27 protein-coding genes are annotated in these 25,522 nt (G+C 44.9%); 19 read left to right on the forward strand and 8 right to left on the reverse strand.

The annotated features are described in order from the left end of the window. Positions 1-356: 356 nt before the first annotated feature. From fbaA to tkt, 4 genes are all read right to left on the reverse strand, one after another. The gene (gene fbaA / locus BCU07_RS11025; protein ID WP_010435694.1) at positions 357-1,433 is read right to left on the reverse strand and encodes a class II fructose-bisphosphate aldolase; all 1,077 of its coding nucleotides are present in this window, start codon (positions 1,431-1,433) and stop codon (positions 357-359) included. A gap of 155 nt (positions 1,434-1,588) precedes the next feature. Continuing rightward, on the reverse strand, positions 1,589-2,752 hold the full coding sequence (locus BCU07_RS11030; protein ID WP_017059064.1) for a phosphoglycerate kinase: 1,164 nt from the start codon (positions 2,750-2,752) through the stop codon (positions 1,589-1,591). A gap of 166 nt (positions 2,753-2,918) precedes the next feature. Beyond that, positions 2,919-3,968 carry an erythrose-4-phosphate dehydrogenase gene (epd, locus tag BCU07_RS11035; RefSeq protein ID WP_017066020.1) on the reverse strand — a complete coding sequence of 350 codons (1,050 nt, stop codon included), beginning with the start codon at positions 3,966-3,968 and terminating at the stop codon, positions 2,919-2,921. Between the two features lie 211 nt (positions 3,969-4,179). Next, positions 4,180-6,174 carry a transketolase gene (tkt, locus tag BCU07_RS11040; RefSeq protein WP_102427896.1) on the reverse strand — a complete coding sequence of 665 codons (1,995 nt, stop codon included), beginning with the start codon at positions 6,172-6,174 and terminating at the stop codon, positions 4,180-4,182. A gap of 357 nt (positions 6,175-6,531) precedes the next feature. Here tkt and metK point away from each other — a divergent pair, with 357 nt between their 5' ends. From metK to BCU07_RS11085, 9 genes are all read left to right on the forward strand, one after another. Continuing rightward, positions 6,532-7,686: a methionine adenosyltransferase gene (metK, locus tag BCU07_RS11045; RefSeq protein ID WP_017062234.1), complete on the forward strand. Its 1,155-nt coding sequence runs from the start codon at positions 6,532-6,534 to the stop codon at positions 7,684-7,686. A gap of 368 nt (positions 7,687-8,054) precedes the next feature. Beyond that, positions 8,055-8,852 carry a DUF2189 domain-containing protein gene (locus tag BCU07_RS11050; protein ID WP_017067802.1) on the forward strand — a complete coding sequence of 266 codons (798 nt, stop codon included), beginning with the start codon at positions 8,055-8,057 and terminating at the stop codon, positions 8,850-8,852. Positions 8,853-8,932: 80 nt separating this feature from the next. Further along, entirely contained in the window at positions 8,933-9,433 is a 501-nt protein-coding gene (locus BCU07_RS11055) for a SprT family zinc-dependent metalloprotease (protein WP_102427897.1), read from the forward strand. A gap of 96 nt (positions 9,434-9,529) precedes the next feature. Further along, positions 9,530-10,261: an endonuclease gene (locus tag BCU07_RS11060; RefSeq protein ID WP_102427898.1), complete on the forward strand. Its 732-nt coding sequence runs from the start codon at positions 9,530-9,532 to the stop codon at positions 10,259-10,261. Between the two features lie 153 nt (positions 10,262-10,414). Further along, the gene (gene rsmE, locus BCU07_RS11065; RefSeq protein ID WP_017062238.1) at positions 10,415-11,146 is read left to right on the forward strand and encodes a 16S rRNA (uracil(1498)-N(3))-methyltransferase; all 732 of its coding nucleotides are present in this window, start codon (positions 10,415-10,417) and stop codon (positions 11,144-11,146) included. Positions 11,147-11,155: 9 nt separating this feature from the next. Further along, complete coding sequence (gene gshB / locus BCU07_RS11070; RefSeq protein ID WP_004735482.1) at positions 11,156-12,106, forward strand: glutathione synthase; 951 nt, start codon at positions 11,156-11,158, stop codon at positions 12,104-12,106. Between the two features lie 116 nt (positions 12,107-12,222). Then, on the forward strand, positions 12,223-12,786 hold the full coding sequence (locus tag BCU07_RS11075) for a YqgE/AlgH family protein (protein WP_017062239.1): 564 nt from the start codon (positions 12,223-12,225) through the stop codon (positions 12,784-12,786). Positions 12,787-12,846: 60 nt separating this feature from the next. Further along, complete coding sequence (gene ruvX, locus BCU07_RS11080; RefSeq protein WP_004735480.1) at positions 12,847-13,269, forward strand: Holliday junction resolvase RuvX; 423 nt, start codon at positions 12,847-12,849, stop codon at positions 13,267-13,269. Positions 13,270-13,368: 99 nt separating this feature from the next. Next, complete coding sequence (locus BCU07_RS11085; RefSeq protein ID WP_170791814.1) at positions 13,369-13,506, forward strand: hypothetical protein; 138 nt, start codon at positions 13,369-13,371, stop codon at positions 13,504-13,506. 74 nt (positions 13,507-13,580) lie between these two features. Here BCU07_RS11085 and BCU07_RS11090 read toward each other — a convergent pair whose 3' ends face one another. Beyond that, a complete protein-coding gene (locus tag BCU07_RS11090) occupies positions 13,581-14,690 on the reverse strand; it encodes a PilT/PilU family type 4a pilus ATPase (RefSeq protein WP_017062241.1) in 1,110 nt (369 codons plus the stop codon). A 14-nt stretch (positions 14,691-14,704) separates the two neighbouring features. After that, positions 14,705-15,742: a type IV pilus twitching motility protein PilT gene (locus tag BCU07_RS11095; RefSeq protein ID WP_017062242.1), complete on the reverse strand. Its 1,038-nt coding sequence runs from the start codon at positions 15,740-15,742 to the stop codon at positions 14,705-14,707. Between the two features lie 26 nt (positions 15,743-15,768). Between BCU07_RS11095 and BCU07_RS11100 the strand changes: the two genes are divergently transcribed. The 7 genes from BCU07_RS11100 (at position 15,769) to hemW (ending at position 20,600) form a co-directional block, all read left to right on the forward strand. Then, entirely contained in the window at positions 15,769-16,473 is a 705-nt protein-coding gene (locus BCU07_RS11100) for a YggS family pyridoxal phosphate-dependent enzyme (protein WP_017062243.1), read from the forward strand. Between the two features lie 78 nt (positions 16,474-16,551). Further along, positions 16,552-17,370: a pyrroline-5-carboxylate reductase gene (gene proC, locus BCU07_RS11105; protein ID WP_102427899.1), complete on the forward strand. Its 819-nt coding sequence runs from the start codon at positions 16,552-16,554 to the stop codon at positions 17,368-17,370. Positions 17,371-17,427: 57 nt separating this feature from the next. Beyond that, positions 17,428-17,985, forward strand: a complete 558-nt coding sequence (locus BCU07_RS11110) for a YggT family protein (RefSeq protein WP_017067798.1) — start codon at positions 17,428-17,430, stop codon at positions 17,983-17,985. Positions 17,986-18,014: 29 nt separating this feature from the next. Continuing rightward, the gene (yggU, locus tag BCU07_RS11115) at positions 18,015-18,305 is read left to right on the forward strand and encodes a DUF167 family protein YggU (RefSeq protein ID WP_102427900.1); all 291 of its coding nucleotides are present in this window, start codon (positions 18,015-18,017) and stop codon (positions 18,303-18,305) included. Positions 18,306-18,333: 28 nt separating this feature from the next. Continuing rightward, positions 18,334-18,765 carry a DUF4426 domain-containing protein gene (locus BCU07_RS11120; protein ID WP_017062246.1) on the forward strand — a complete coding sequence of 144 codons (432 nt, stop codon included), beginning with the start codon at positions 18,334-18,336 and terminating at the stop codon, positions 18,763-18,765. Positions 18,766-18,813: 48 nt separating this feature from the next. Next, a complete protein-coding gene (locus BCU07_RS11125) occupies positions 18,814-19,413 on the forward strand; it encodes an XTP/dITP diphosphatase (RefSeq protein ID WP_102427901.1) in 600 nt (199 codons plus the stop codon). Next, positions 19,413-20,600 (forward strand): radical SAM family heme chaperone HemW, encoded by a 1,188-nt coding sequence (gene hemW / locus BCU07_RS11130; protein WP_017071945.1) that lies wholly within the window; start codon positions 19,413-19,415, stop codon positions 20,598-20,600. Before BCU07_RS11125 ends, hemW begins: the two co-directional genes overlap by 1 nt. A 138-nt stretch (positions 20,601-20,738) precedes the next feature. Here the strand turns inward: hemW and glsB are convergent, their stop codons facing one another. After that, a complete protein-coding gene (gene glsB, locus BCU07_RS11135; RefSeq protein ID WP_017062249.1) occupies positions 20,739-21,659 on the reverse strand; it encodes a glutaminase B in 921 nt (306 codons plus the stop codon). Positions 21,660-22,008: 349 nt separating this feature from the next. Continuing rightward, positions 22,009-22,728, reverse strand: a complete 720-nt coding sequence (gene trmB, locus BCU07_RS11140; RefSeq protein ID WP_017062250.1) for a tRNA (guanosine(46)-N7)-methyltransferase TrmB — start codon at positions 22,726-22,728, stop codon at positions 22,009-22,011. 165 nt (positions 22,729-22,893) lie between these two features. Between trmB and mutY the strand changes: the two genes are divergently transcribed. The 3 genes from mutY (at position 22,894) to mltC (ending at position 25,459) form a co-directional block, all read left to right on the forward strand. Further along, on the forward strand, positions 22,894-23,955 hold the full coding sequence (gene mutY / locus BCU07_RS11145; RefSeq protein WP_065584120.1) for an A/G-specific adenine glycosylase: 1,062 nt from the start codon (positions 22,894-22,896) through the stop codon (positions 23,953-23,955). A gap of 28 nt (positions 23,956-23,983) precedes the next feature. After that, on the forward strand, positions 23,984-24,256 hold the full coding sequence (locus BCU07_RS11150; protein WP_010435637.1) for an oxidative damage protection protein: 273 nt from the start codon (positions 23,984-23,986) through the stop codon (positions 24,254-24,256). Positions 24,257-24,325: 69 nt separating this feature from the next. Continuing rightward, positions 24,326-25,459, forward strand: coding sequence for a membrane-bound lytic murein transglycosylase MltC (gene mltC, locus BCU07_RS11155; RefSeq protein ID WP_017063191.1), 1,134 nt, complete (start codon positions 24,326-24,328; stop codon positions 25,457-25,459). The last annotated feature ends 63 nt before the right edge of the window (positions 25,460-25,522 follow it).

Consider the following 25,522-nt stretch of genomic DNA (forward strand, 5'->3'; position numbering starts at 1 on the left):
ATGCTATGGGCTAAACTGCCTTAAGCCTCATTTACTCTGCAATATAATAAACAGTGTAATTACCGTTAAGTCATTGTGTTAAAAGTAAATTAAAGCCAAGTCCTTTTTATAAACTGAACCAAGTTCAGTTTTTCGGCACGATATCCTATCTTTGACAGATTGCAAAGTCATATTTATGTAAGCTTTTGAATTATTAAAACTTACCGATAAACACAAATACCGATAACTAAAAGACTACGAAATTTATTCACCGCACGCTAGGTTTTTCACATATTTAGTACAAGTTTTTATCAGATATAAAAAAACCCGCTCAATGAGCGGGTTTTTAAAACTTAAAGAGTACTTAATTCAAAGAATTATAGTACGTCTACAGCGTTAAGGTCAGCAAATGCTTTCTCTAGACGAGCAACCATTGAAGCTTGACCAGCACGTAGCCATACGCGTGGATCGTAGTACTTCTTGTTTGGAGCAGCTTCGCCAGTTGGGTTACCGATTTGACCTTGTAGGAAATCGAAGTTGTCAGCAGAGTACTGACGGATACCGTCCCAAGTTGCCCACTGTGTATCAGTATCGATGTTCATTTTGATAACACCGTAGCCGATAGACTCTTGGATTTCTGCTTCAGAAGAACCAGAACCACCGTGGAATACGAAGTTTAGAGCGTTAGGTGCGATACCGAACTTCTCTGCACAGTATGCTTGAGAGTCACGTAGGATAGTTGGAGTAAGTACAACGTTACCAGCTTGGTAAACACCGTGTACGTTACCGAAAGATGCAGCGATAGTGAAACGTGGGCTAACAGCCATTAGTTTCTCGTAAGCGTATGCTACGTCTTCTGGAGAAGTGTAAAGCTCAGATGCGTCCATATCAGAGTTATCAACGCCGTCTTCTTCACCACCAGTACAACCAAGTTCGATCTCGATTGTCATGTTCATTTTAGCCATGCGCTCTAGGTACTTAGCACATGTTTCGATGTTCTCTTCTAGAGACTCTTCAGAAAGGTCTAGCATGTGAGAAGAGAATAGAGGCTTACCAGTTTGTGCGAAGAACTCTTCACCAGCGTCTAGTAGACCGTCGATCCATGGAAGAAGTTTCTTAGCAGCGTGGTCAGTGTGCAGGATAACTGGAACACCGTAAGCTTCAGCTACAGCGTGTACGTATTTTGCACCAGCTACAGCGCCAAGAACTTGTGCGCCTTGACCTTCAAGTTTAACGCCTTTACCTGCGAAGAATGCAGCGCCGCCGTTAGAGAACTGAACAACTACTGGAGCTTTAACTTTAGCAGCTGCTTCTAGTACTGCGTTTACAGAGTCAGTACCAACAACGTTTACAGCAGGAAGAGCAAATTTGTTTTCTTTTGCTACTTCAAATACTTTCTGTACGTCATCGCCAGAAATCACACCAGGTTTTACAAAATCGAAGATCTTAGACATGGAAATAGTCCTATTTATTCTATCGTTTTAAGATTAAAAAACTTAAGTTTAAAAACTTGCAATCGTTTGCTCACAACTTATGCCATTCTAGCAAAAAAGTGTGATATGCAGCAAACGTTAAAAGGCGAGATTCACATCTCGCCTTTCTAAATCAATTATGCTTTAGCACGCTCTTCAAGCATTGCTACTGCAGGAAGTACTTTACCTTCAACGAATTCAAGGAAAGCGCCACCGCCAGTAGAGATGTAAGAAACGTCAGCTTTGATACCGAACTTATCGATAGCTGCTAGCGTGTCACCACCACCTGCTACAGAGAAACCTGCAGACTCAGCGATTGCTTTAGAGATACCAGCTGTACCCGCTTCGAAGTTCTTGAATTCGAATACGCCTACAGGGCCGTTCCAAAGGATTGTTTTCGCGTTGCCGATGATTTCAGCTAGTGCCGCAGTTGAATCTGGACCAAGGTCGAAGATCATGTCGTCGTCTTGAACTTCAGAAACGTGCTTGATTTCAGCTTCTGCGTTTTCGTCGAATGCTTTAGCACATGCAACGTCAGTTGCTACTGGGATAGCACACTCTTTCATTAGCTTTTGAGCCGTTTCAACTAGGTCAGCTTCGTATAGAGACTTACCTACGTTGTGGCCTTCAGCAGCGATGAATGTGTTCGCGATACCACCACCAACAACAAGCTGGTCAGCAATTTTAGAAAGAGATTCTAGAACGGTTAGTTTAGTAGAAACTTTAGAACCACCAACGATAGCCACTAGTGGGCGAGCTGGGTTGTCCATTGCTTTACCAAGCGCTTCAAGCTCAGCAGCTAGAAGAGGGCCAGCACATGCTACAGGAGCGTAAGTACCAACGCCGTGTGTAGAAGCTTGAGCACGGTGAGCTGTACCGAATGCATCCATTACAAAGATGTCACATAGTGCAGCGTATTGCTTAGAAAGTGCTTCTTCGTTCTTCTTCTCGCCTTTGTTGAAACGAACGTTTTCAAGAACAACAAGTTCACCAGCGTTTAGCTCTAGGCCGTTTACGTAATCTTTAGCTAGTTTAACTTCGCAGTCTAGTGCGTCGTTTAGGTAGTTAACTACAGGAGCTAGAGAGAACTCTTCGTTGTATTCGCCTTCAGTAGGACGACCAAGGTGAGAAGTAACCATTACCTTTGCGCCAGCTTCTAGGCAAAGTTTGATAGTTGGTAGAGATGCAAGGATACGTGCATCTGAAGTTACTTTACCGTCTTTTACTGGTACGTTTAGGTCAGCACGGATAAATACGCGTTTACCTGCAAGTTCCAGGTCAGTCATCTTGATCACAGACATGATTTGTCCTCTCAAATTTAAATAAATATAAAGTTTTGGAAACTCAGCAACCCTGCTAAGCCTATAAATTATTCAACTGGTAATTCTTTCACTACTAATAATATGTGGACTCTTAGTATTTATTTCAAGCTAAAAAATAAATAATCCGCACATTTGCTTCTAGGTCTTACTTCTTGCCTTCAGAAGCTTGCATTGCAAGAACCGTATCCAGCATTCGGTTCGCAAAGCCCCATTCATTATCACACCACACTAGCATTTTAACTAAGTGGCCGTTGCTCACTCGCGTTTGTGAACCATCAACGATTGCGCTATGGGGATCGTGATTAAAGTCGATGGAAACGAGCGGCGCTTCAGTATAGTCAACTATATTGTGTAATGTACACTGGGATGCATTAACAATGGTTTGATTTACGTCATTAACTTTCACATTTGCATTAATTGTGACACTTAAATCCATCGCTGTTACGTTTACCGTCGGCACACGCACAGATATAGCTTCAAATTTGTTGGAAAATTTCGGGAAGATTCTTTCAATACCTTTATGCAACTTGGTATCGACAGGAATGATCGATTGGCTTGCTGCTCGAGTACGACGCAAATCGCTGTGGTACGCATCGATAACTTGTTGATCATTCATTGAAGAATGAATAGTCGTAATCGTACCGGACTCGATACCAAAGGCGTCATCAAGAACCTTAATGATAGGGACAATACAGTTGGTGGTGCACGAACCATTGGAAACGATTCGGTGGCCCGCTTCAATGGTATCGTGATTCACACCATAGATAATGGTGTTATCGAGGTCATTGGCACCAGGGTGAGAAAACAGTACCTTTTTTGCCCCAGCAGCAATGTGCGCTAGGCCGTCATCTCGGCAACCATAAACACCGGTACAGTCGAGAACAATATCCACTTCTAGGTCACGCCAAGGCAACAGCTCAATATCAGCAAGATGTAAGATACGAATGGTATCGAACTCACCTTTATCTTCCGCACCAATGCCGTGATGGACATAGATGTGCTCTTGATCGTTGGAGATTTTCTTGCCGAAGCGGCCGTGACTAGTGTCGTACTGCAATAGATGAGCCATAGCGTCAGGCTGAGCAAGCTCATTAACAGCTACTACTTTGATTTGTTGGCTTTTGCCACTTTCATAGACAGCGCGTAATACATTACGCCCTATTCTTCCAAATCCGTTTATCGCGACTTTTAGCATATTTCCGTACATCTAACCAAAATTTCGTGCAACAGATGATAACTGAATCCTACCCAAAAGGCATTACTTGAATAACCCCGTTTAGTTAGGACAGGTTAATCTGTTGCTTGTAGAGATAAGCCTAGAAGAAACAAATCCCAGATACAAAAAACCGAGCTCAGCGCTCGGTTTTTCCTTCATTTAACTGTTAGCACAGGCCATCAGTCAATGATTAAGCAAGAAGCTCTTTCGCTGTGTTTACTACGTTTTCAGTAGTGAAACCAAACATCTTGAATAGCTCACCTGCTGGTGCAGATTCGCCGAACGTTGTCATACCGATGATCTTGCCACCGAAGCCAACGTATTTGTACCAGAAGTCAGCGATGCCAGCTTCTACTGCGATACGCGCTGTAACATCAGATGGAAGTACAGACTCACGGTATTCAGCGTCTTGCTTGTCGAATGCGTCAGTTGCAGGCATAGATACTACGCGTACAGCTTTACCTTCAGCGGTTAGTTGTGCAGCAGCTTCAACTGCAAGCTCAACTTCAGAACCAGTTGCAATGATGATTAGCTCTGGCTTGCCTTCACAATCTTTCAGGATGTAACCACCCTTAGCGATGTTAGCAACTTGCTCAGCATTACGATCTTGTTGTGCAAGGTTTTGACGAGAGAAGATTAGAGATGAAGGACCATCTTTACGCTCAATAGCCAGTTTCCAAGCCACTGCAGATTCAACTTGGTCACATGGACGCCATGTGCTCATGTTTGGAGTCAGACGTAGAGAAGCGATCTGCTCAACCGGTTGGTGAGTAGGGCCATCTTCGCCTAAGCCGATAGAATCGTGCGTGTAAACTTGGATGTTCTGAACTTTCATCAGAGCAGCCATACGCATTGCGTTACGCGCGTATTCCATGAACATTAGGAACGTTGCGCCGTATGGCACGAAACCACCGTGCAGAGCGATACCGTTCATGATAGCCGTCATACCGAATTCACGTACACCGTAATGGATGTAGTTACCAGAAAAGTCAGTTGCTTCAAGAGACTTAGAACCAGACCACATAGTCAGGTTAGAAGGCGCAAGGTCAGCAGAGCCGCCCATGAATTCTGGAAGCATTTGACCAAACGCTTCTAGTGCGTTTTGAGATGCTTTACGTGAAGCGATGTTTGCTGGGTTAGCTTGAAGATCAGCAATGATTGCGTTTGCTTTCTCTTCCCACTCAGCGGGTAGCTCGCCGTTAGTACGACGTTTGAATTCAGCTGCTAGCTCTGGGTAAGCCGCTGCGTATGCGTCAAACTTCGCATTCCACGCTGCTTCTTTCGCTGCGCCTGCTTCTTTCGCATTCCACTCAGCTGCGATATCTGCTGGGATTTCGAAAGGACCGTGTTCCCAACCCAATGCTGCTTTAGTTGCTGTGATTTCATCAGCGCCTAATGGTGCACCGTGACAGTCGTGCGTACCTGCTTTGTTTGGAGAACCAAAGCCGATTACAGTTTTAGTACAGATTAGAGTCGGACGAGGATCCGCTTTAGCTGCTTCGATAGCCGCGTTGATAGCGTCAGCATCGTGACCATCAACTGCTGGGATTACGTGCCAGCCGTAAGCTTCAAAACGCTTAGGAGTATCGTCAGAGAACCAACCTTCCACTTCGCCATCGATAGAGATGCCGTTGTCATCCCAGAAAGCAACCAACTTACCAAGACCTAGCGTACCCGCTAGAGAACATGCTTCGTGAGAAATACCTTCCATCAGACAGCCATCACCCATGAATGCATAAGTGTAGTGGTCTACGATGTCGTGGCCTTCTTTGTTGAACTGTGCCGCAAGAGCTTTTTCAGCCATCGCCATACCAACAGCGTTGGTGATGCCTTGACCTAGAGGACCAGTCGTTGTTTCGATACCTGGTGCGTAGCCGTACTCTGGGTGACCTGGAGTCTTAGAGTGCAGTTGACGGAAGTTCTTAAGGTCTTCAATTGAAAGCTCGTAACCTGCTAGATGAAGCAGAGAGTAAATCAGCATAGAGCCGTGGCCGTTAGACAGGATAAAACGGTCGCGGTCAGCCCACTCTGGGTTTGACGGGTTGTGGTTTAGGTGGCCACGCCAAAGAACCTCAGCGATGTCAGCCATGCCCATAGGTGCGCCTGGGTGGCCTGAATTTGCTTGTTGAACACCGTCCATGCTAAGTGCGCGGATTGCATTGGCTAGATCTTTACGAGAAGGCATGTCTGCTCCTGGATACATAAGCGATTTAAAAAAGAGATAATTGCTAAAGTTTTCATTTTTATTAGCGCGGGTATTCTCTCAAACGACTATTGCGACTGCAAACGTTTTACTGGCATTTTAACGGTCATTTTTCGCAATTTTCGAACATTTACATCACTTGGCAGTGGCTTATCTCGATCGATACGCAAACGATTAGTTATGACATATCATAAAAAAGAGCTTGTAATTCGACCGCTGGAATTTAGAATAGCCGTCTAGATGTAGAAACACCTACAAAATATACTGTATTTAATGGCGGCGCTTCCTAGCTTGCGACGCCATAAACTATTTACACCAAAAACTAAAAGTGGAGCTCTCATGGCTAAGCACCTATTCACTTCTGAATCTGTTTCAGAAGGCCATCCAGATAAAATTGCAGACCAAATCTCTGATGCTGTTCTTGATGCCATCTTGGAACAAGATCCAAAAGCACGTGTTGCTTGTGAGACTTACGTTAAAACCGGCATGGTTATGGTTGGCGGTGAAGTAACAACGTCTGCATGGGTTGATATCGAAGAAATCACTCGTGAAACAGTACGTGAAATTGGTTACGTTCATTCTGACATGGGCTTTGACGCTGACTCTTGTGCTGTTTTAAACACAATTGGTAAGCAGTCTCCAGACATCAACCAAGGTGTTGATAAAGAAGACCCTAAAGAGCAAGGCGCAGGCGACCAAGGCATCATGTTTGGTTACGCGACTAACGAAACTCCTATCCTAATGCCAGCTCCAATTACTTACTCTCACCTTCTTGTTAAGAAGCAAGCTGAAGTACGTAAGAGCGGTAAGCTTGACTTCCTTCGCCCAGATGCGAAATCTCAAGTTACTTTCCAATACGACCAAGGTAAGATCGTTGGTATCGATGCTGTTGTTCTTTCTACTCAACACTGTGATTCAGTAACAACGCCTGACCTACGCGAAGCAGTAATGGAAGAAATCATCAAGCCAGTACTTCCTGCTGAGTGGATCAACAAAGATACTAACTTCTTCATCAACCCAACAGGCCGTTTCGTAATCGGTGGCCCAATGGGTGACTGTGGTTTAACTGGTCGTAAGATCATCGTTGATACCTACGGCGGCGCAGCTCGTCACGGTGGCGGTGCATTCTCAGGTAAAGATCCATCAAAAGTTGACCGTTCTGCAGCTTACGCAGCACGTTACGTTGCGAAAAACATCGTTGCTGCTGGTATGGCTGACCGTTGTGAGATTCAACTGTCTTACGCTATCGGTGTTGCTGATCCAACATCTATCATGGTTGAAACGTTCGGTACTGAGAAAGTAGCACACGAAATCATCATTGAAGCTGTTCGTCAAAACTTCGACCTACGTCCATACGGCCTTCAAGAGATGCTGAACCTTCTTCAGCCTATCTACAAGCAAACTGCTGCATACGGTCACTTCGGTCGTGAAGAGTTCCCTTGGGAAGCGACTGACAAAGCAGCAATCCTTGCGGACTTCGCTGGCCTAAAATAATTTAGCCACTGCGATGTGTTCCTTTAAAGCCCTTACTGCTTAGTAAGGGCTTTATTTTTATGTACTTACCGAACTTTCACTCACAATACCCTTCCCTAACGCCCTTCTTTACCGTTAACCACTTAGTATAAAAAGCCGCTGATAATTTGTGTTTTCTAGCACTACTGACAATAGTTAAGGTAACTCCTAGGCGATCAAGCTCACATTTAACTTAAATTAATTCAGTCTGATAACGCTCGTTAAATGCACGCTAGAACAATAACTGGGATGACAAAGAGCAATTTAGCTCAACACCATAACTCTCACACAAGCCACATCGATGAGCCTTATGGAATTATAACTAGGACGTTATTTAACTAGGGGGATCTATGCCTCGTACCGCGCACCCATCCGAACTGAACGATAAAAAACACAAGGTCAGCGATAAGGATTACGCTCGCACCATTCCTTGCAACCAAATCAGTATTTCCGCACCCTTTCATTGGTTGTCGCTTGCTCTGCATGACTTAGTAAGAATGCCATTAATCAGCGCATTTTACGGATTGTGCTTTATGGGAGCGGCAATTGCGATTGTTCAACTTGTCCAATGGCAAGGAACACACTTAGTCGTGATGCCAAGCCTGATCGTGTACATGCTGATAGGGCCGTTTCTTGCCCTAGGCTTGTATGACGCAGCTTGGGAAAGAGAAAAAGGCCATAACGCCAGCCTACTGCACTCAATGAAAGCCATCACTCGCAACTCGACCCACCAATGGGCCTTTGCGATTGTGTTGATGGTTGCGATGATATTCTGGATGCGTATCGCTGCGTTATTGCACGCGCTCTACCCTTCAGTGCAAGGCGCACCATTGGCTGAGTTCGCTCCCTTCTTAATTACGGGTTCTGTGATTGGTTTTGTCATCGCAAGCCTCATATTTAGCATCTCAGCATTTTCAATTCCGTTAATGATGGAGAGACGCGTTGATGTGATGAGTGCAATTTTCACTAGCTTTAATGCCGTGAAATCGAACATTCCTGCAATGGTGGTTTGGGCAAGTATTATTTGTGCCGGTATTCTGGTGGGTTTTGCCACCTACGGCATCGGAATGATCGTCACCATGCCGCTACTTGGTTATGGTACATGGCACGCTTATCACGAGATCATTAAGAAAAAACATCACGTGTAAAGCATCGCTAGATCAAAAAGCAATGTTATGATGAGGCCTTGGCTTAAACGCTGAGGTCTTTTATTTGGAGTTAACAACGTTTGTCTTACACCCCGCAACAACATCGAGCAAATAAGAAATTGGCCGAGTGCCTAGCTATCGCAAATCAACATTTCTCTCGTGAATTTCCACACCCAACTATCACCTTCAAGTTAAGAGGTAAAGCAGCGGGAAAGGCCTACCTTCAGCTCAACGAAATTAAGCTCAACCACGTACTATTTTCTGAAAATGAAGACGCCTTCATCAACGAAGTTGTGCCGCATGAGCTCGCACACCTAATCACGCATCAGGTTTTCGGACGTGTTAGGCCTCACGGAAACGAGTGGAAATACGTGATGGAAAAGGTATTCAACGTTCCAGCCAAAACAACTCACAGCTTTGAAATAGCTTCAGTTCAAGGGAAAACCTTTGAATATCGATGTGAGTGCACCACTTACCCATTATCAATCAGACGACACAATAAAGTGCTTCGAAATCAATCGACCTATCGCTGCCAGCTGTGCCAGCAAACCTTAGCTTTCACGGGAACTCAACTAAGCTAGTGACAGGTTGATTTACTCGGTAGAACAAATCTAATAGAGAGATCTAACATTTGAGTGCTAGACTGATGTTTATCATACTTTTATCAGTCTTTTTCTATGCAAAAACTCACCTTCAAAGCATTTGGCCTACCTGTATCTTTTTACTTAACAATAGTATTTGGCCTACTGGTAACCCAAAGCGTTCTCGCCGCACCACCGAGCTCATTTTCCAAAGCAAAAAGAGAAGCGGTGAAGATTTACCTCGACCATCCGACTTCATTTTATTGCGGCTGTGACATTACATGGAAGGACAAAAAGAAAGGCATTCCCGACCTTGATGGCTGTGGCTATCAAGTCCGAAAACAACAAAAGCGGGCGAGTCGAATTGAGTGGGAACACGTGGTTCCAGCTTGGCAATTTGGCCACCAGCGTCAGTGTTGGCAAGATGGTGGGCGCAAGAACTGCACTCGCAATGACAAAATATTCAAATCCATGGAAGCCGACCTTCACAACCTAACTCCGGCCATTGGCGAGGTTAACGGTGATCGCTCCAACTACAACTTCAGTCAGTGGAATGGCATGGATGGTGTGAGCTATGGTCAGTGTGAAATGCAGGTCAACTTCAAGCAGCGTAAAGTTATGCCGCCAGACAGAGCAAAAGGCTCTATCGCGCGTACTTACCTTTACATGAGCCAAGAGTATGGTTTCAAACTATCTAAGCAACAAACCAACCTAATGATGGCGTGGAGCAAGCAATTTCCTGTCGACAAGTGGGAATGTACTCGTGATGAGCGAATCTATGCCATCCAAGGTAATCACAACCCATTTGTTTACCCTGCTTGTAAATAACGTCGCTCGTACAATCAACATTCCTAACTATCTCAAACAAGAGTTTCAGAATTGCCCCTGAAACTCTTGCTCTACCCTTGTTTTTTCAACTAAAAGCATCCATGTTAGGCAGAGACAAAATACCCAAATGAACATATTTATAGGTTTACCAGCATGAGAATCCCTCGTATTCATCACCCAGAACGCATTCATCAGTTAGGTTCACTCGCTTTAGGCGAAGATGCCGCGGGTCATGTTGGTCGTGTCCTTCGCATGAAAGAAGGCCAAGAAGTCCTTCTATTTGATGGCAGTGGCGCTGAATTCCCTGCGACGATAGCCGAAGTATCAAAGAAAAATGTCACCGTTAATGTTTCTGAACGCATCGAACGCAGCAGCGAATCTCCGTTAGACTTACATTTAGGCCAAGTGATTTCACGTGGCGACAAAATGGAGTTCACGATTCAGAAATCGGTTGAGCTTGGTGTGAACACCATTACCCCTTTAATTTCAGAGCGCTGTGGCGTTAAGCTTGATACAAAACGCTTCGAGAAAAAACTCGCACAGTGGCAAAAGATTGCTATCGCGGCGTGTGAACAGTGTGGCCGCAATACGGTTCCAGTCATTCGCCCTATCATGCAACTTGAAGAGTGGTGTAGCGAACCGAGTGAAGCATTAAAGCTGAACTTACATCCTCGTGCAAAATACTCAATTAACACCCTTCCAGAACCCATCAGTAAGGTGCGCCTATTGATCGGTCCTGAAGGCGGACTGTCAGCTGAAGAAATCGGTATGACAGAACAATACAAATTTGAAGAGACGCTACTCGGCCCACGTGTACTTCGTACCGAGACAGCAGCTCTAACCGCAATTACTGCCTTACAAGTCCGTTTTGGCGATCTAGGCTAGGAGAAAAAAATGATCAAACTTGGCATCGTAATGGATCCAATTTCATCCATTAACATCAAAAAAGACTCTAGCTTTGCCATGATGCTTGAAGCTCAGCGTCGTGGTTACGAAATCCATTACATGGAAATGGATGATCTACATTTAGATCAAGGCGTAGCCATTGCTGACACTAAGGTTGTTGAACTAAAAGAAGATCCAAACGGTTGGTACGAGTTCAAATCAGAACAGACTATCGCGCTATCCGATTTAGATGCGGTACTGATGCGTAAAGATCCTCCGTTTGATACTGAGTACATCTACGCAACTTACATTCTTGAGCGTGCTGAAGAGAACGGTGCACTGATCGTCAACAAGCCACAAAGCTTACGTGACTGTAACGAGAAACTATTCACGGCTTGGTTCCCTGAACTGACACCAACCACCATCGTGACTCGTAAAGCTGAAAAGATTAAAGCGTTCCGAGAAGAGCACGGTGACGTGATCCTAAAACCACTTGATGGCATGGGCGGCGCGTCTATCTTCCGAGTAAAAGAAGGCGATCCAAACGTATCAGTGATCATTGAGACATTGACTAACCATGGTCAAAACTACGCAATGGCACAAACTTTTGTTCCAGACATCAGCAATGGTGATAAGCGTATTCTTGTGGTTGACGGTGAGCCAATGCCTTACTGTCTAGCGCGTATTCCTGCAAAAGGGGAAACTCGAGGTAACCTTGCTGCTGGCGGTACAGGTGAAGCTCGTCCTCTAAGTGAAACAGACTGGGCTATCGCAAGAGCAGTTGCTCCAGCACTGAAAGAGAAAGGCTTAATCTTTGTTGGGCTTGATGTTATCGGCGACAAGCTGACTGAAATTAACGTGACTAGCCCTACTTGTATCCGTGAAATTGAAGCCGCTTTTGATATTTCAGTTACAGGTAAATTAATGGATGCAATTGAGCGTCGCGTTAACGCTAAATAGCCTAAACTAAAGAAAGCCTTAGCTATTCGAAAACACAGAAATATCTAGGCAAAGAACAATGAGCGGCTTTACGCCGCTCTTTTTCCTTTACTGGGAACACACTGGCAGGAGGCTCTATGAATTTAACGAACCACTTTCTGGTTGCTATGCCCGGAATGAAAGACCCATACTTTCAAAATTCGGTGATTTACCTTTGTGAGCACAATGACGAAGGCGCGATGGGTTTGATGATCAACGCCCCTATTGATGTCACTGTCGGTAGCATGCTTAAGCAAGTTGAGGTTGATTCTGATCAGCCAAAACCCAACCAAGCAAGTCTTGATAAGCCTGTATTGAATGGTGGACCGGTCGCAGAAGACCGTGGGTTTATTTTACACAAACCTAAAGGCAACTATCAATCCAGTATCAGCATGACGGATCAAATCTCAGTGACAACCTCAAAAGATATCTTGATGGTGTTGGGCACAGAAGATGAGCCGATGAATTATTTAGTCGCACTTGGGTATGCAGGATGGGAACCCGGACAACTGGAAACAGAACTGACCGAGAACTCATGGTTAACCGTTGAAGCCGATCCGAAGGTCATCTTCGATACACCGATTTCTGACCGCTGGAAAGTCGCTGTACAGATGTTAGGCATTAATGCAGCTCAGCTTTCAGCAGACGCTGGTCACGCCTAGCTCAAATCAACTAAGTAAAATAAACAGACACTCTCAAACACAGATAAATTTGGAAACCCCATGTCACGAACAATTATGGCATTTGACTACGGTACAAAAAGTATCGGTAGTGCGATAGGACAAGAAATCACGGGCACCGCAAGCCCTCTAAAAGCTTTTAAAGCCAAAGATGGCATCCCAAATTGGGACGATATCGAAAAGCAAATTAAGGAGTGGCAGCCGAATCTTATCGTGGTTGGTCTTCCTACCGATCTTCATGGTAAAGATCTAGCCGCGATTACACCAAGGGCGAAGAAGTTTGCCAATCGCCTAAAAGGGCGCTTTGGTGTCGATGTTGAACTGCATGATGAAAGACTTTCTACGACAGAAGCAAGGGCCGACCTTTTTGAAATGGGCGGCTACAAAGCACTAAGTAAAGGTAATGTCGATAACCAGTCTGCAGTCGTCATTTTAGAGAGCTGGTTTGAAGCACAATATTCATAACGAAAATTAAGAGCTCAAAGATTAAACTCCTTTGTGATCCTATAATGATATTACGGCGTAATGTCGAAGCAATTCATTATTAGGTAAGTGGGAGTTCACATGAAAATTTTTCTAGCAATCTTCGTAGCTCTAGCAATATCAGCATGCAGTTCGACAAGCTCCAATAATGCAGGTTATATGAATCATACTTCGACTGACGCAGACGTAATCAGCGAGCCTAAGAACAAGAAGCGTTGATAATACAGACACAGTCGAACGATGAATATGATGAACGCCTGATTTTAACCTAGAATCAAATCAGGCGTTTTTTATCACCCCATATCTATCTTCACACCAGCCAACGCCCCAGTTCCGTAGTCGTCATCACCACGTCTAGTTTTGAGCATTAAGCGCAAGTCATTAGCAGAATCGGCACTGTGGAACGCATCCTCTTCGCTGATCTTGCCTGCTATCACTAAATCATACAAAGCTTGGTCAAAGGTCTGCATACCTATCTCTTTCGATTTAGCCATGGTTGCTTTCAGTTCGTGTAGTTCACCACGACGAATCAAGTCAGAAACACGAGGGCTATTCAGCAGAATCTCGAATACACCATGACGCCCGCTGCCATTCTTGTCGCGAATGAGTTGCTGAGCGACGACACCACGCAGGTTCATCGATAGGTCAAACAAGAACTGTTCTTTCTGCTCTTTCGGCACCAAATGAAGAATACGCTCTAGCGCTTGGTTAGCGTTATTGGCGTGCAAGGTTGCCATACACAAGTGACCCGTTTCAGCAAAGGTCATCGCGTATTCCATGGTCTCACGGCTACGGATTTCGCCAATCAAGATCATGTCTGGTGCTTGGCGTAGCGAGTTCTTAAGCGCGACTTCGTAACTCTCGGTGTCGAGCCCGACCTCACGCTGCGTCACGATGCACTTTTTATGTTCGTGCACAAATTCAATAGGGTCTTCAACCGTCAAGATATGTCCCGAGCGATTGGTGTTGCGATAGCCTGTCATTGCAGCCATTGAGGTCGATTTACCAGAGCCTGTCGCACCAACCACCAGCACAAGTCCGCGCTTAGCTATTGATAGGTCCTGTAGTACATCAGGAAGCTTTAGTTGCTCAAAGGTTGGGATGTTAGTCTCGATACGTCGAATGACCGCTCCAGGTAGCTCTCGCTGAAAGAATGCACTGACACGAAAACGACCAAAGTCACGCACAATCGCAAAATTAGCCTCACGCGTTTGCTGATATTCATCACGTCGGTCTTGTTCCATCATCGCATCAAGTAATTGAGCAACTTGAGCCGCATTCAGCTTCTCTCCTTGGGGGCGTAATTCACCATCCACACGAAAAAGGATTGGCGCATCAACCGTGATATAAAGATCCGATGCCTTTTGAGAAAGCATTCCCTCAAGGATTTGATTCAATTCCATTGTGTCCACCTTGATTAAAACATTGAGGTTTCAATTTCGATCTTTTTCTCGACCTCTTCCGAATCAACCAAGCCCTGCGCCATCAGCTGCTTCGCATTTTGTTCCATGGTCTGCATGCCGTGCGCTGCGCCCGTTTGAATGATCGAGTACATCTGAGCGACCTTATCTTCACGAATCAAGTTTCTGATCGCCGGTGTTGCCATCATGATTTCATGACACGCCACACGACCACCACCAACACGCTTTAGCAGCTTCTGGGCTATCACCGAGCGCAGTGATTCAGACAACATCGAACGAACCATATCTTTATCGCTACCTGGGAACACATCGATAATACGGTCGATCGTTTTAGCCGCAGAACTGGTGTGCAGAGTACCAAAGACCAAGTGACCCGTTTCTGCTGCGGTTAACGCTAAGCTAATCGTCTCTTGGTCACGAAGTTCACCAACCAGAATCACGTCTGGGTCTTCACGTAAGGCACTGCGCAGTGCCGCTTTAAAACTGTGAGTATCACGGTGAACTTCACGCTGGTTGACTAGGCATTTATTATTGGTGTGAACGAATTCAATCGGGTCTTCAATCGTCAGAATATGCTTATTGTGGTTGCGATTTACGTAATCAACCATCGCCGCAAGAGTCGTTGATTTACCAGAGCCAGTTGGACCAGTGACGAGCACTAACCCTTTTTCGTAGTTAGCAATCCTTTCGAAGATCTCAGGTGCACCTAACTGATCTAAAGTCGGGATTTCGACAGGGATAGTTCGAAAGACAGCTGAGCAGCCACGGGCTTGGTTAAACGCATTAACACGAAAGCGACCAACATTGGGTAATTCAAAAGAGAAGTCGACTTCCAGTTTTTCTTCAAACTCGCCGCGTTGTGAATCGCTCATGATCTCAAAAACCAAACGATGCACATCAGCATGACTCAAAGCTGGGATTCCAAGCTTCCTTACTTCACCATCTATACGTACCATTGGAGATACACCCGCAGAAAGATGTAGATCTGACGCGTTATGCTTTACACTAAAATCTAGTAACTCAGTGATATCCATTTATTTTCCCTTAAGTAAAGTCAGCTATGAGTAGTATTCAACAAAATATCGAACAAATCACCTCACAGATTCGTAGTGCTGAGCAAAAGTGCGGACGAGCTCCAGAGTCCGTGCAACTTTTAGCCGTCAGCAAAACTAAACCTATTGATGCGATTCTAGAAGCCGCACTCGGAGGCCAAGTTGCCTTTGGTGAAAACTATGTTCAAGAAGGTGTAGATAAAGTAAAACACTTTTCAGAACAACATTCTAACCTAAATTTAGAGTGGCATTTTATTGGTCCAATTCAATCCAATAAAACCCGCCCAATCGCGGAAAGCTTTCAATGGGTGCATTCCGTCGATCGCGATAAGATCGCACAAAGGCTTAATGATCAACGACCAAGCGAACTTCCACCTTTGCAAGTGTTGATTCAGGTAAACACCAGTGGTGAAGAGTCCAAATCTGGAACCTCAGAAGAGACAGTTTTTGCACTCGCGGAGTTGATTTCATCGCTCCCCAACCTCACCTTAAGAGGATTGATGTCGATTCCTGCAAACGTATCTGACTATCAATCTCAGCTTAATGCATTTTCTCAACTGGCAGAGCTTAAAGACAAGCTAGCCGCGAAGTATTCAGACATTGATACCCTTTCGATGGGGATGAGTGGTGATATGGATGCAGCAGTTGAGGCTGGCAGCACAATGGTTCGTATTGGAACAGCTATTTTCGGCGCTCGTGATTACGCGAAATAGCCGTAGTAAGTAACGACAAGTACAAGTATTGATACCGCTTCGCCTTATCCGCGCAGCGACACGCTCAGGATTTTATATATGGTACATAAGAACATCGCCTTTATTGGGGCGGGAAACATGGTTCGCTCAATTGTAGCTGGCTTAGTTGCTAGTGGTTACCCAGCGCAAAAGATTACTGCGACAGCACCTTCAGAAACCAGAAGGCTGCCGTTAGAACAAGAATACGGCATCAATACCACCAGCGATAATATTGCAGCAACTGAAAAAGCAGACGTTGTTGTGTTATCCGTGAAGCCACAAATGATGGCTGATGTATGTAAACCCTTACAAGATATCGACTTCAGCAACAAACTGGTTATCTCAATTGCCGCGGGTATTAATGCGAATCGACTTAATGAGATGTTAAACTGCCAACTGAACCTTGTTCGTGTGATGCCAAACACGCCATCACTGCTTGGTAAAGGGATGAGTGGTCTTTATGCCGATGCAACTGTCAGCCAAGATGATAAAGACTTTGCTTCTCAGCTGATGCAAGCTGTTGGTGAAGTAAGTTGGGTTGAACAAGAGTCTGGAATCAACAACATCATTGCGGCGGCGGGTAGCGCTCCGGCTTACTTCTTCCTGTTTATGGAAGCGATGCAAGCTGAAGCAATCAAGCAAGGTTTTGACCAAGAAACCGCTCGTAAGCTAGTGCAGCAGTCTGCATTAGGCGCGGCAGAGATGGTGGTAGCAAACCAAGATACTGAATTATCAACACTGCGTGAACAAGTGACATCCAAAGGCGGCACGACCGCAGAAGCACTACGCACGTTTAACGAACATCAACTATCAGACATCGTAGCAAAAGCCATGCAAGCGGCGGTTGCTCGAGCTGAAGAGATGGAAAAACTGTTTTAAGCATTTTGTCGCTCGGGTTATATCTAAGCGGCAAGTAAATCCGAAAAAGGAAACAATATGAACTCGATGAGCTTTCTGATCTCGACCGTTTTTGATCTTTACATCATGGTTGTGATCTTGCGTATCTGGCTACAAGCATCACGTGCAGATTTCTACAACCCATTCTCACAATTCATCGTAAAAGCGACACAACCAGTTGTTGCCCCACTGCGCCGAGTTATTCCATCAATCGGCAGCCTTGATCTAGCGACCGTTGTTTTCGCTTATGTGCTGTGTGTACTTAAGTTCGTTGCTCTAAACCTGATTATCTCTGGCGGCGCTGCCGTTTTCGATATTAGCTTCCTTATCTTTGGTGCACTGTCTCTGCTCAAAGCGGCTGGTGGTTTGATCTTCTGGGTTCTACTTATCCGTGCAATCCTAAGCTGGGTAAGCCAAGGTCGTAGTCCAATCGAGTACGTATTCCATCAACTGACTGAACCAATGCTAGTGCCTATCCGCCGTATCCTTCCGGACATGGGTGGTTTCGACCTAAGCGTACTGGTTCTGTTCATTGTTCTGCAATTTGCGAACTTCCTAATGGGCGACATGATTGGCCCTATTTGGTATCAGCTATAATTCAAGTACAAACATCAGGTACTTTGACGATGCCAAAAGCGGTTTGGGCCGAGGAAGACGATATTCTTCTTAGGCTCTATATCCAACCCAAAGCAAGCCGAGACAAGATTGTTGGCTTGCATGGTGAGGAACTCAAAATTGCCATAACTGCTCCACCAGTAGATGGCAAAGCCAACGCCCACTTAGCGAAATACCTTGCGAAACAGTTTAAGGTCGCAAAAGGGCAAATTAAGATAGAAAAGGGAGATCTCGGTAGGCACAAGCAAGTTCGAATATGCTCGCCAAGCCAAATCCCAACTGAAGTCAAAGCCATCCTATGATGGCTTTTTGCTATTTATTGGAGTCATTATGCGTTTATGGATAACAGCACTACTCACCGCTCTTGTTGCCTTACCAAGCTCAGCAGGGCAATTTAAGAACATTAAGGATGTCGAGGTTCATTACTCGGCTTTTAATTCCACGTTCTTAACTTCGCAAGTCGCTAAGCAATACAAACTTAAGCGAAATGGATACTCAGCAATCCTCAACATCAGCGTGTTAGACAAGGCTTCTCTAGGCAAGCCTGCGACAACGGCTAAAATTACGGGAACAGCGAAGAACCTCGTTGGAAACACCCGTACTTTGAAGTTTCGAGAAATCAAAGAAGGCGATGCGATTTATTACCTTGCTGAGTTCCCCGTAACTCACGAAGAAAACATCACCTTCGACATCGATGTGAACGCAGGCCTAAAAGGCACTGGTCCACTGCGTTTCACACAGAAATTCTATATAGAAGAGTAAGCTCAAACCTTACTTTTCATTTATTAACTTATTTAGAGCTACATTCCCATGAGTAAGATTGTTTTAGCAACAGGCAACCAAGGTAAAGTTCGCGAGATGGCAGATATTCTGTCTGAGTTTGGTTTTGACGTTGTCGCGCAAAGTGAATTTAACGTTTCAGAAGTCGCTGAAACAGGAACGACTTTCATTGAAAATGCCATCATCAAAGCTCGCCACGCAGCGAAAGAGACAGGGCTGCCAGCAATTGCGGATGACTCTGGTTTAGAGGTTGATTACTTAAATGGCGCGCCAGGAATCTACTCAGCTCGTTATTCAGGAGAAGGCGCTACTGATAAGCAGAACATCGAAAAACTGCTTGATGCTATGCAAGGTGTGGAAACTGAAAAGCGTACTGCGCGTTTCCACTGTGTGTTGGTGCTAATGCGTCACGAGAATGATCCAACACCTCTAGTGTGTCACGGTAAATGGGAAGGTCGTATTCTTACTGAAGAACACGGTGAGAATGGCTTTGGCTACGATCCTGTGTTCTTTGTACCAGAAGATAACTGCGCCTCAGCAGAGCTTGAATCTTCGCGTAAGAAGCAACTATCACACCGTGGTAAAGCGCTTGCGTCACTATTCAAGACTCTCAAGGAGCAAGCTCTGTAATGCACAATGCAGCGCTAATACCACCCGCACTTAGCCTCTATGTACACATCCCATGGTGTGTACAAAAGTGTCCGTATTGTGATTTTAACTCTCACGCTCTGAAAGCCGAGATCCCTGAAAAAGAGTACATCGATGCACTGCTTGAGGATCTCGATACTGATATCGAAAAATATCAGCTCAATGGTATGCCTCGCCCACTGCATTCGATCTTTATTGGTGGCGGTACCCCAAGCCTGTTTTCTCCTGAAGGAATTGGCCGATTGTTACAAGGCATTGAACAGCGCATCCCGTTCAAACCTGAAATAGAAATCACCATGGAAGCCAACCCGGGAACTATCGAAGCTGAGCGTTTTGCAGGTTACCAAAAGGCAGGCATTACTCGAATCTCGGTGGGTGTGCAAAGTTTTGAGCAAGAGAAACTGGAAAGACTTGGGCGTATTCATGGTCAAGATGAAGCGGTAAATGCTGCTCATTTAGCGCATAAGATTGGATTGAATAGTTTCAATTTAGACTTAATGCACGGCTTACCCGAACAGAGTATTGAACAAGCGTTGGCTGATTTGGATAAAGCGATAGAACTCGACCCTCCGCACTTATCTTGGTATCAGCTAACAATAGAACCTAACACCATGTTCTATTACAAAACACCAACGCTGCCTGATGATGATGACCTTTGGGATATCTTCGACCTAGGCCATAAGAAGCTCGCAGACGCAGGGTATGTGCAGTACGAAATTTCAGGCTACAGCAAGCCGGGATATCAGTGCCAACATAACCTCAACTACTGGCGCTTTGGTGACTATCTAGGTATTGGCTGTGGCTCTCATGGCAAGCTGAGCTTTACAGATGGACGCATTGTTCGTACCACTAAGGTTAAGCACCCTAGAGGCTATTTGGCGGCTTACCAGAATATGGTGAAGCCTTATATTTCGGATGAATTTGAAGTAGCAAACGAAGATCGCCCTTTCGAGTTTTTCATGAACCGTTTCAGGCTGATGGAAGCATGCCCTAAGCAAGATTTCATTGATACGACAGGACTTGGTTTTGACGCTGTTCAGCCAACAATTGAGTGGGCAAAAGAGCTAGGCTACTTGAACGAAACCGACACTCACTGGCAGATAACTGAAAAAGGAAAGCTGTTCCTGAATGACCTGCTGGAAGCCTTTATGGCAGAAGAAGACGAGTAGTTCGAGATTCGAGATTCGAGATTCGAGATTCGAGAAGCATTGCGTAAGGGTTGGCTTTAGGGTCAACCCTTTTTGTTTTATAGCCCTCTCTCGGTGCGAAGCGTTCTATAGGACAACGTCCGTGCTCGAATCTTTCTCTTAGAAAATAGAACGACCAATTCGCTCTGAAAGCAACTCTAGAGCCTTAGTACCTGCGAGCGAGTTGCCAGAAGGATCAAGCTCTGGAGACCACACCGCAATCGTCATTTCGCCAGGAACGATAGCAATAATACCGCCACCAACGCCCGATTTTCCTGGCATACCAACACGGTAGGCAAACTCACCAGCCCCATCGTACAAGCCACACGTCGCAAGCAAAGCATTCAACTGCTTGGTTTGAACTGGCGTGATGATCTCTTTCTTGGTTTGAACCGACACGCCTTTGTTTGCTAAATAGCTAAAGGTTTTTGCCAAATCCACACACGTCATTTTAAGCGCACAAGCGTGGAAGTAGTTATTCAGAACTGGGATAACATCATTCTCAAAATTACCAAATGAACGCATCAAATAAGCAATGGCAGCATTACGATCGCTGTGCATCATTTCTGAAGCCGCTACCACCTTGTCATACACAATATGAGTATCACCCGATAACTGACGCACAAACTCTAACAAGCGGTGCCTAGGCGCAGACAAGCGGCTTTGTAGTAGGTCTGCAACGACAATTGCCCCCGCATTGATGAACGGGTTGCGGGGAATACCATACTCCATCTCAAGCTGAATCATCGAGTTAAAGGCTTGACCAGAAGGCTCTTTGCCTACTCTTTGCCAAATCTCTTCAGGCTTATATAGCACCATAGCTAGCGTCAGGCTCAAGGCTTTAGAAATAGATTGCACAGAAAATGCTTCTTCAGCATCGCCTGCTTTAATCACCTCACCTTCATTGGTGTATACCGCGATCGCCAGTTTCTGGTTCGATACGCGAGCCAGTGCAGGGATATAATCAGCGACCTTTCCCTGTCCAATTAAAGGACGAACTTCGTCTAAGATCTCGGCCAAAATAGCTTGAGTTGGTTTCATGTGCGCTTACTTCTATATTGTTATTTTTGTAGGGGTGTAACATATACCAATCGTAGTAAATAACTGCTCACTCTAGCTTGTTAAAATGCTCGATAACTGCGTTAGAATTTTTGATTGTAGAGTAACTACTTATCGAAAAATGCTGCCTTGTTCTCAAGCCTTTTTCCTACGCTATTTCTGATCACTTACTTACTGTGATTGGTATTACTTTCTGTCGTTAAGCCTTTACTGAAATAAAAGCCTAAGGACAAAAAAGCCAACATTACAATAATGTTGGCTTTAATCAATCCCATAAAGTGTAGGGGTTAAACCCTAAGTCGGATTACCCTTCACTTAATTTGATTCGAAGTTACTTAGTACGCTTGAACTTAATGTCCCAAACACCATGACCTAAACGGTGGCCACGCGCTTCAAACTTAGTTAGCGGGCGCTCATCCGGACGAGGGATGTAATCACCATCTTCAGCGATGTTTTCGAAGCCTGGAGCTACGTTCATCACTTCAATCATATGTTCTGCGTAGTTTTCCCAGTCTGTTGCCATGTGGAAAACACCAGTATCAAGTTGAAGCTTGCCGCGAACCATCTCTGCAAACTCAGCCTTAACGATACGACGTTTATGGTGACGAGCTTTGTGCCATGGGTCAGGGAAGAACAGTTGCAGAGTATGCAGGCTGCTATCTGGGATCATGTGTTCAAATACTTCTACAGCATCGTGACACATTACACGCAGGTTAGTTACGCCAGCATCGCGAGCTGTACCTAAACACGCACCAACACCCGGGCTATGAACTTCAATACCTAAGAAGTTTTTCTCAGGTGCGTTCTTTGCCATTTCAACCAGTGATGCACCCATACCGAAGCCAATCTCTAGTACAACCGGGTTATCGTTGCCAAATACTTCTTTCCAGTTAAGAAGCTCTGGGTTGTAGTCGATACCCATTGTTGGCCAACATTCATTCATCGCGTTCTCTTGGCCTTTTGTTAAGCGGCCTTCGCGGCGAACAAAGCTACGGATCTTACGAACCAGTTTGCCGTCTTCAGTATATTCGTTAGTGGTCACTTCACTCATTGATTTTTGCCTGCACATTGATTAATCAAAGCGGGGATTATCCAAAGAATTGCCTCCGGTGCAAGTCTTTCCGTGGATAAATTCCCACACAATTTGTCTGTTTTACATCCAACGTTAAGTGTGGTGCAATTTCGCTTCTAATAATAGCAAAGCATAGAGCATGTCGTGACTCCTTTCGCAACCGCCATATTAAAGTGGTATGACGCCTACGGGCGTAAAGAATTGCCTTGGCAACAAAACAAAACCGCCTACACCGTTTGGCTATCTGAAATCATGCTTCAGCAGACTCAGGTTGCTACGGTGATTCCATACTACCAACGCTTCTTAGAACGCTTTCCAACGGTTATCGACCTAGCGAACGCCGAACAAGATGAGGTACTCCACTTATGGACAGGGCTTGGTTATTACGCACGAGCTCGCAATCTACATAAAGCAGCCAAGATCGTTGCTGAGCAATATGGTGGTGAATTTCCGCTGTCTATCGAAGAGATGAACGCGCTACCGGGGATTGGTCGCTCAACAGCAGCAGCCGTCTTATCATCGGTTCATAAACTTCCTCATGCGATTCTTGATGGCAATGTAAAACGAACGCTTGCGAGAAGTTTTGCCGTTGAAGGTTGGCCGGGGCAAAAGAAAGTCGAAAACCAGCTTTGGGAACACGCCGAAGCACATACTCCGAACAAAGATGTCGATAAGTACAACCAAGCAATGATGGACATGGGTGCCATGGTTTGTACCCGTAGCAAGCCTAAGTGCACCTTGTGCCCGATTGAAAGCATGTGTGAGGCCAAGAAGCTCGATAGACAGCTCGACTTCCCTGGCAAAAAGCCTAAGAAAGAAAAGCCAGTAAAAGACACATGGTTTGTGATTCTGTATCACGACAACCAAGTGTGGCTCGAACAGCGCCCTCAATCTGGTATCTGGGGCGGATTGTTTTGTTTCCCTCAAAATGAAAACGCAGAGATCGAACATCAACTAGATCTTCGTTCGATCAAAGACACTCAAACCAATTCGATCAAGACCATGATTGCGTTTAGACACACTTTCAGCCACTACCACTTAGATATCACGCCAGTATTAGTGAAATTAGATAAACAACCAGATTTGATAATGGAAGGGGCTAAAGGTCTCTGGTATAACTTATCAAAACCGGAAGAAATTGGCCTAGCCGCTCCTGTAAAGCAGCTTATTGAGAGCCTACCCTTTGAACTGAACGACGACGTTTGAATCAACGAACGCGATAAGAGGAACCACTATGAGCCGCACTGTATTTTGTGCTCGCCTTCAAAAAGATGCTGAAGGCCTAGATTTTCAACTTTACCCAGGTGACTTAGGTAAGCGTATCTTTGACAACGTGTCTAAAGAAGCTTGGGGACAATGGCAAAGCAAGCAAACTATGCTTATCAATGAAAAGAAGCTAAACATGATGGATCCTGAGCATCGTAAACTTCTTGAAACTGAGATGGTTAACTTCCTTTTTGAAGGTAAAGATGTCGTAATTGATGGCTATACTCCACCAAGCGAATAAGACATTTATTTAAGCAATTTTTAATGACATCATGGTTAACGCTGCGATGTCATTTTTGTATGAGGAACTATGAAAAAGCTAAGTTACTTCCTAACAGCCATGTTATTAACTGGCTGCAGCCGTGAATTTGTCGAAAGCATTTATGATGTCAATTACGAGCCAACCAACCGGTTTGTGAAGAATTTAGCTGAGCTACCCGGACAATTTGAAAAAGATACCGGGGCGCTAGATTCATTAATAGATAGCTTTTCAGGCAACATTCAAAAACGTTGGGGTAGCAGTGAAATCAAGATAGCAGGTAAGAGTAACTATGTGAAATACATAGATAATTACTTAAGTCGTTCAGAAGTGAATTTTAGCCAAGGCCTGATAACGGTGGAAACGGTTTCCTCTACCGAACCGAAAAAACACCTCAAAAATGCGATCATGACGACCCTTTTGACGCCAGATGATCCGGCGCATGTCGATCTATTCTCTTCTAAAAGCATCAAGCTAGAAGGCAAACCTTTCCTCTATAATCAGGTCGTAGACCAAGAAAAAAAGCCCATTCAATGGACTTGGCGAGCGAACCAGTTTGCGGATTACCTGATCGCGAATAACCTAAAAACCAAAGAAGTCGACTTTAAAAAAGCCTACTACGTTGAAATCCCAATGGTGGCCGACCACGCTAGCCAGCGTAGTTATCAATATGCCGACATCGTTCGACGAGCGTCTCAGCGTTATGACATCCCTGAAGATTTAATCTACGCTATCATCAAGACAGAGAGTAGCTTCAACCCGTACGCCGTAAGCTGGGCTAATGCTTATGGTCTTATGCAGGTGGTACCTAAAACCGCTGGTCGAGATGTATTTGAACACGTCAAAAAGAAACCTGGTGAACCAAGCCCTGAGTACTTATTCAATCCAGAAAACAACATTGATGCTGGCACCGCATACTTTTACATCCTTAAAAATCGTTATTTGAAAGACGTAAAAAACCCATTAACGCTTGAATACAGTATGATTTCAGCCTATAACGGCGGTACTGGTGGCGTACTCAATACCTTCAGTAAGGACAGAAAGCGAGCAATGCAAGACTTAAACTCGCTGCAACCGAGCCAAGCCTACTGGGCGCTTACCAAGAAGCATCCAAATAAAGAGTCGCGCCGATACCTCGAAAAAGTAACGCAATTCAAAAAAGAATTTAACCAAGGTAAAACATAACCCTCACTTTTGAATAAAAAAACAACGAACGAACGGTTTTTTTAGTTATTTTCAAAAAAGGAG

The organism is Vibrio sp. 10N.261.54.E10 (assembly GCF_002877735.2).
GTDB lineage: Bacteria > Pseudomonadota > Gammaproteobacteria > Enterobacterales > Vibrionaceae > Vibrio > Vibrio crassostreae_C.

Excerpts from the sequence above, each read along its gene's own strand:
- fbaA (WP_010435694.1), bottom strand. The coding sequence starts at position 1,433 with ATGTCTAAGATCTTCGATTTTGTAAAACCTGGTGTGATTTCTGGCGAT.
- BCU07_RS11030 (WP_017059064.1), bottom strand. The coding sequence starts at position 2,752 with ATGTCTGTGATCAAGATGACTGACCTGGAACTTGCAGGTAAACGCGTA.
- epd (WP_017066020.1), bottom strand. The coding sequence starts at position 3,968 with ATGCTAAAAGTCGCGATAAACGGATTTGGAAGAATAGGGCGTAATGTA.
- tkt (WP_102427896.1), bottom strand. The coding sequence starts at position 6,174 with ATGCCTTCTCGTAAAGATCTAGCCAATGCAATCCGCGCACTTAGCATG.
- metK (WP_017062234.1), top strand. The coding sequence starts at position 6,532 with ATGGCTAAGCACCTATTCACTTCTGAATCTGTTTCAGAAGGCCATCCA.
- BCU07_RS11050 (WP_017067802.1), top strand. The coding sequence starts at position 8,055 with ATGCCTCGTACCGCGCACCCATCCGAACTGAACGATAAAAAACACAAG.
- BCU07_RS11060 (WP_102427898.1), top strand. The coding sequence starts at position 9,530 with ATGCAAAAACTCACCTTCAAAGCATTTGGCCTACCTGTATCTTTTTAC.
- rsmE (WP_017062238.1), top strand. The coding sequence starts at position 10,415 with ATGAGAATCCCTCGTATTCATCACCCAGAACGCATTCATCAGTTAGGT.
- gshB (WP_004735482.1), top strand. The coding sequence starts at position 11,156 with ATGATCAAACTTGGCATCGTAATGGATCCAATTTCATCCATTAACATC.
- BCU07_RS11075 (WP_017062239.1), top strand. The coding sequence starts at position 12,223 with ATGAATTTAACGAACCACTTTCTGGTTGCTATGCCCGGAATGAAAGAC.
- ruvX (WP_004735480.1), top strand. The coding sequence starts at position 12,847 with ATGTCACGAACAATTATGGCATTTGACTACGGTACAAAAAGTATCGGT.
- BCU07_RS11085 (WP_170791814.1), top strand. The coding sequence starts at position 13,369 with ATGAAAATTTTTCTAGCAATCTTCGTAGCTCTAGCAATATCAGCATGC.
- BCU07_RS11090 (WP_017062241.1), bottom strand. The coding sequence starts at position 14,690 with ATGGAATTGAATCAAATCCTTGAGGGAATGCTTTCTCAAAAGGCATCG.
- BCU07_RS11095 (WP_017062242.1), bottom strand. The coding sequence starts at position 15,742 with ATGGATATCACTGAGTTACTAGATTTTAGTGTAAAGCATAACGCGTCA.
- BCU07_RS11100 (WP_017062243.1), top strand. The coding sequence starts at position 15,769 with ATGAGTAGTATTCAACAAAATATCGAACAAATCACCTCACAGATTCGT.
- proC (WP_102427899.1), top strand. The coding sequence starts at position 16,552 with ATGGTACATAAGAACATCGCCTTTATTGGGGCGGGAAACATGGTTCGC.
- BCU07_RS11110 (WP_017067798.1), top strand. The coding sequence starts at position 17,428 with ATGAACTCGATGAGCTTTCTGATCTCGACCGTTTTTGATCTTTACATC.
- yggU (WP_102427900.1), top strand. The coding sequence starts at position 18,015 with ATGCCAAAAGCGGTTTGGGCCGAGGAAGACGATATTCTTCTTAGGCTC.
- BCU07_RS11120 (WP_017062246.1), top strand. The coding sequence starts at position 18,334 with ATGCGTTTATGGATAACAGCACTACTCACCGCTCTTGTTGCCTTACCA.
- BCU07_RS11125 (WP_102427901.1), top strand. The coding sequence starts at position 18,814 with ATGAGTAAGATTGTTTTAGCAACAGGCAACCAAGGTAAAGTTCGCGAG.
- hemW (WP_017071945.1), top strand. The coding sequence starts at position 19,413 with ATGCACAATGCAGCGCTAATACCACCCGCACTTAGCCTCTATGTACAC.
- glsB (WP_017062249.1), bottom strand. The coding sequence starts at position 21,659 with ATGAAACCAACTCAAGCTATTTTGGCCGAGATCTTAGACGAAGTTCGT.
- trmB (WP_017062250.1), bottom strand. The coding sequence starts at position 22,728 with ATGAGTGAAGTGACCACTAACGAATATACTGAAGACGGCAAACTGGTT.
- BCU07_RS11150 (WP_010435637.1), top strand. The coding sequence starts at position 23,984 with ATGAGCCGCACTGTATTTTGTGCTCGCCTTCAAAAAGATGCTGAAGGC.
- mltC (WP_017063191.1), top strand. The coding sequence starts at position 24,326 with ATGAAAAAGCTAAGTTACTTCCTAACAGCCATGTTATTAACTGGCTGC.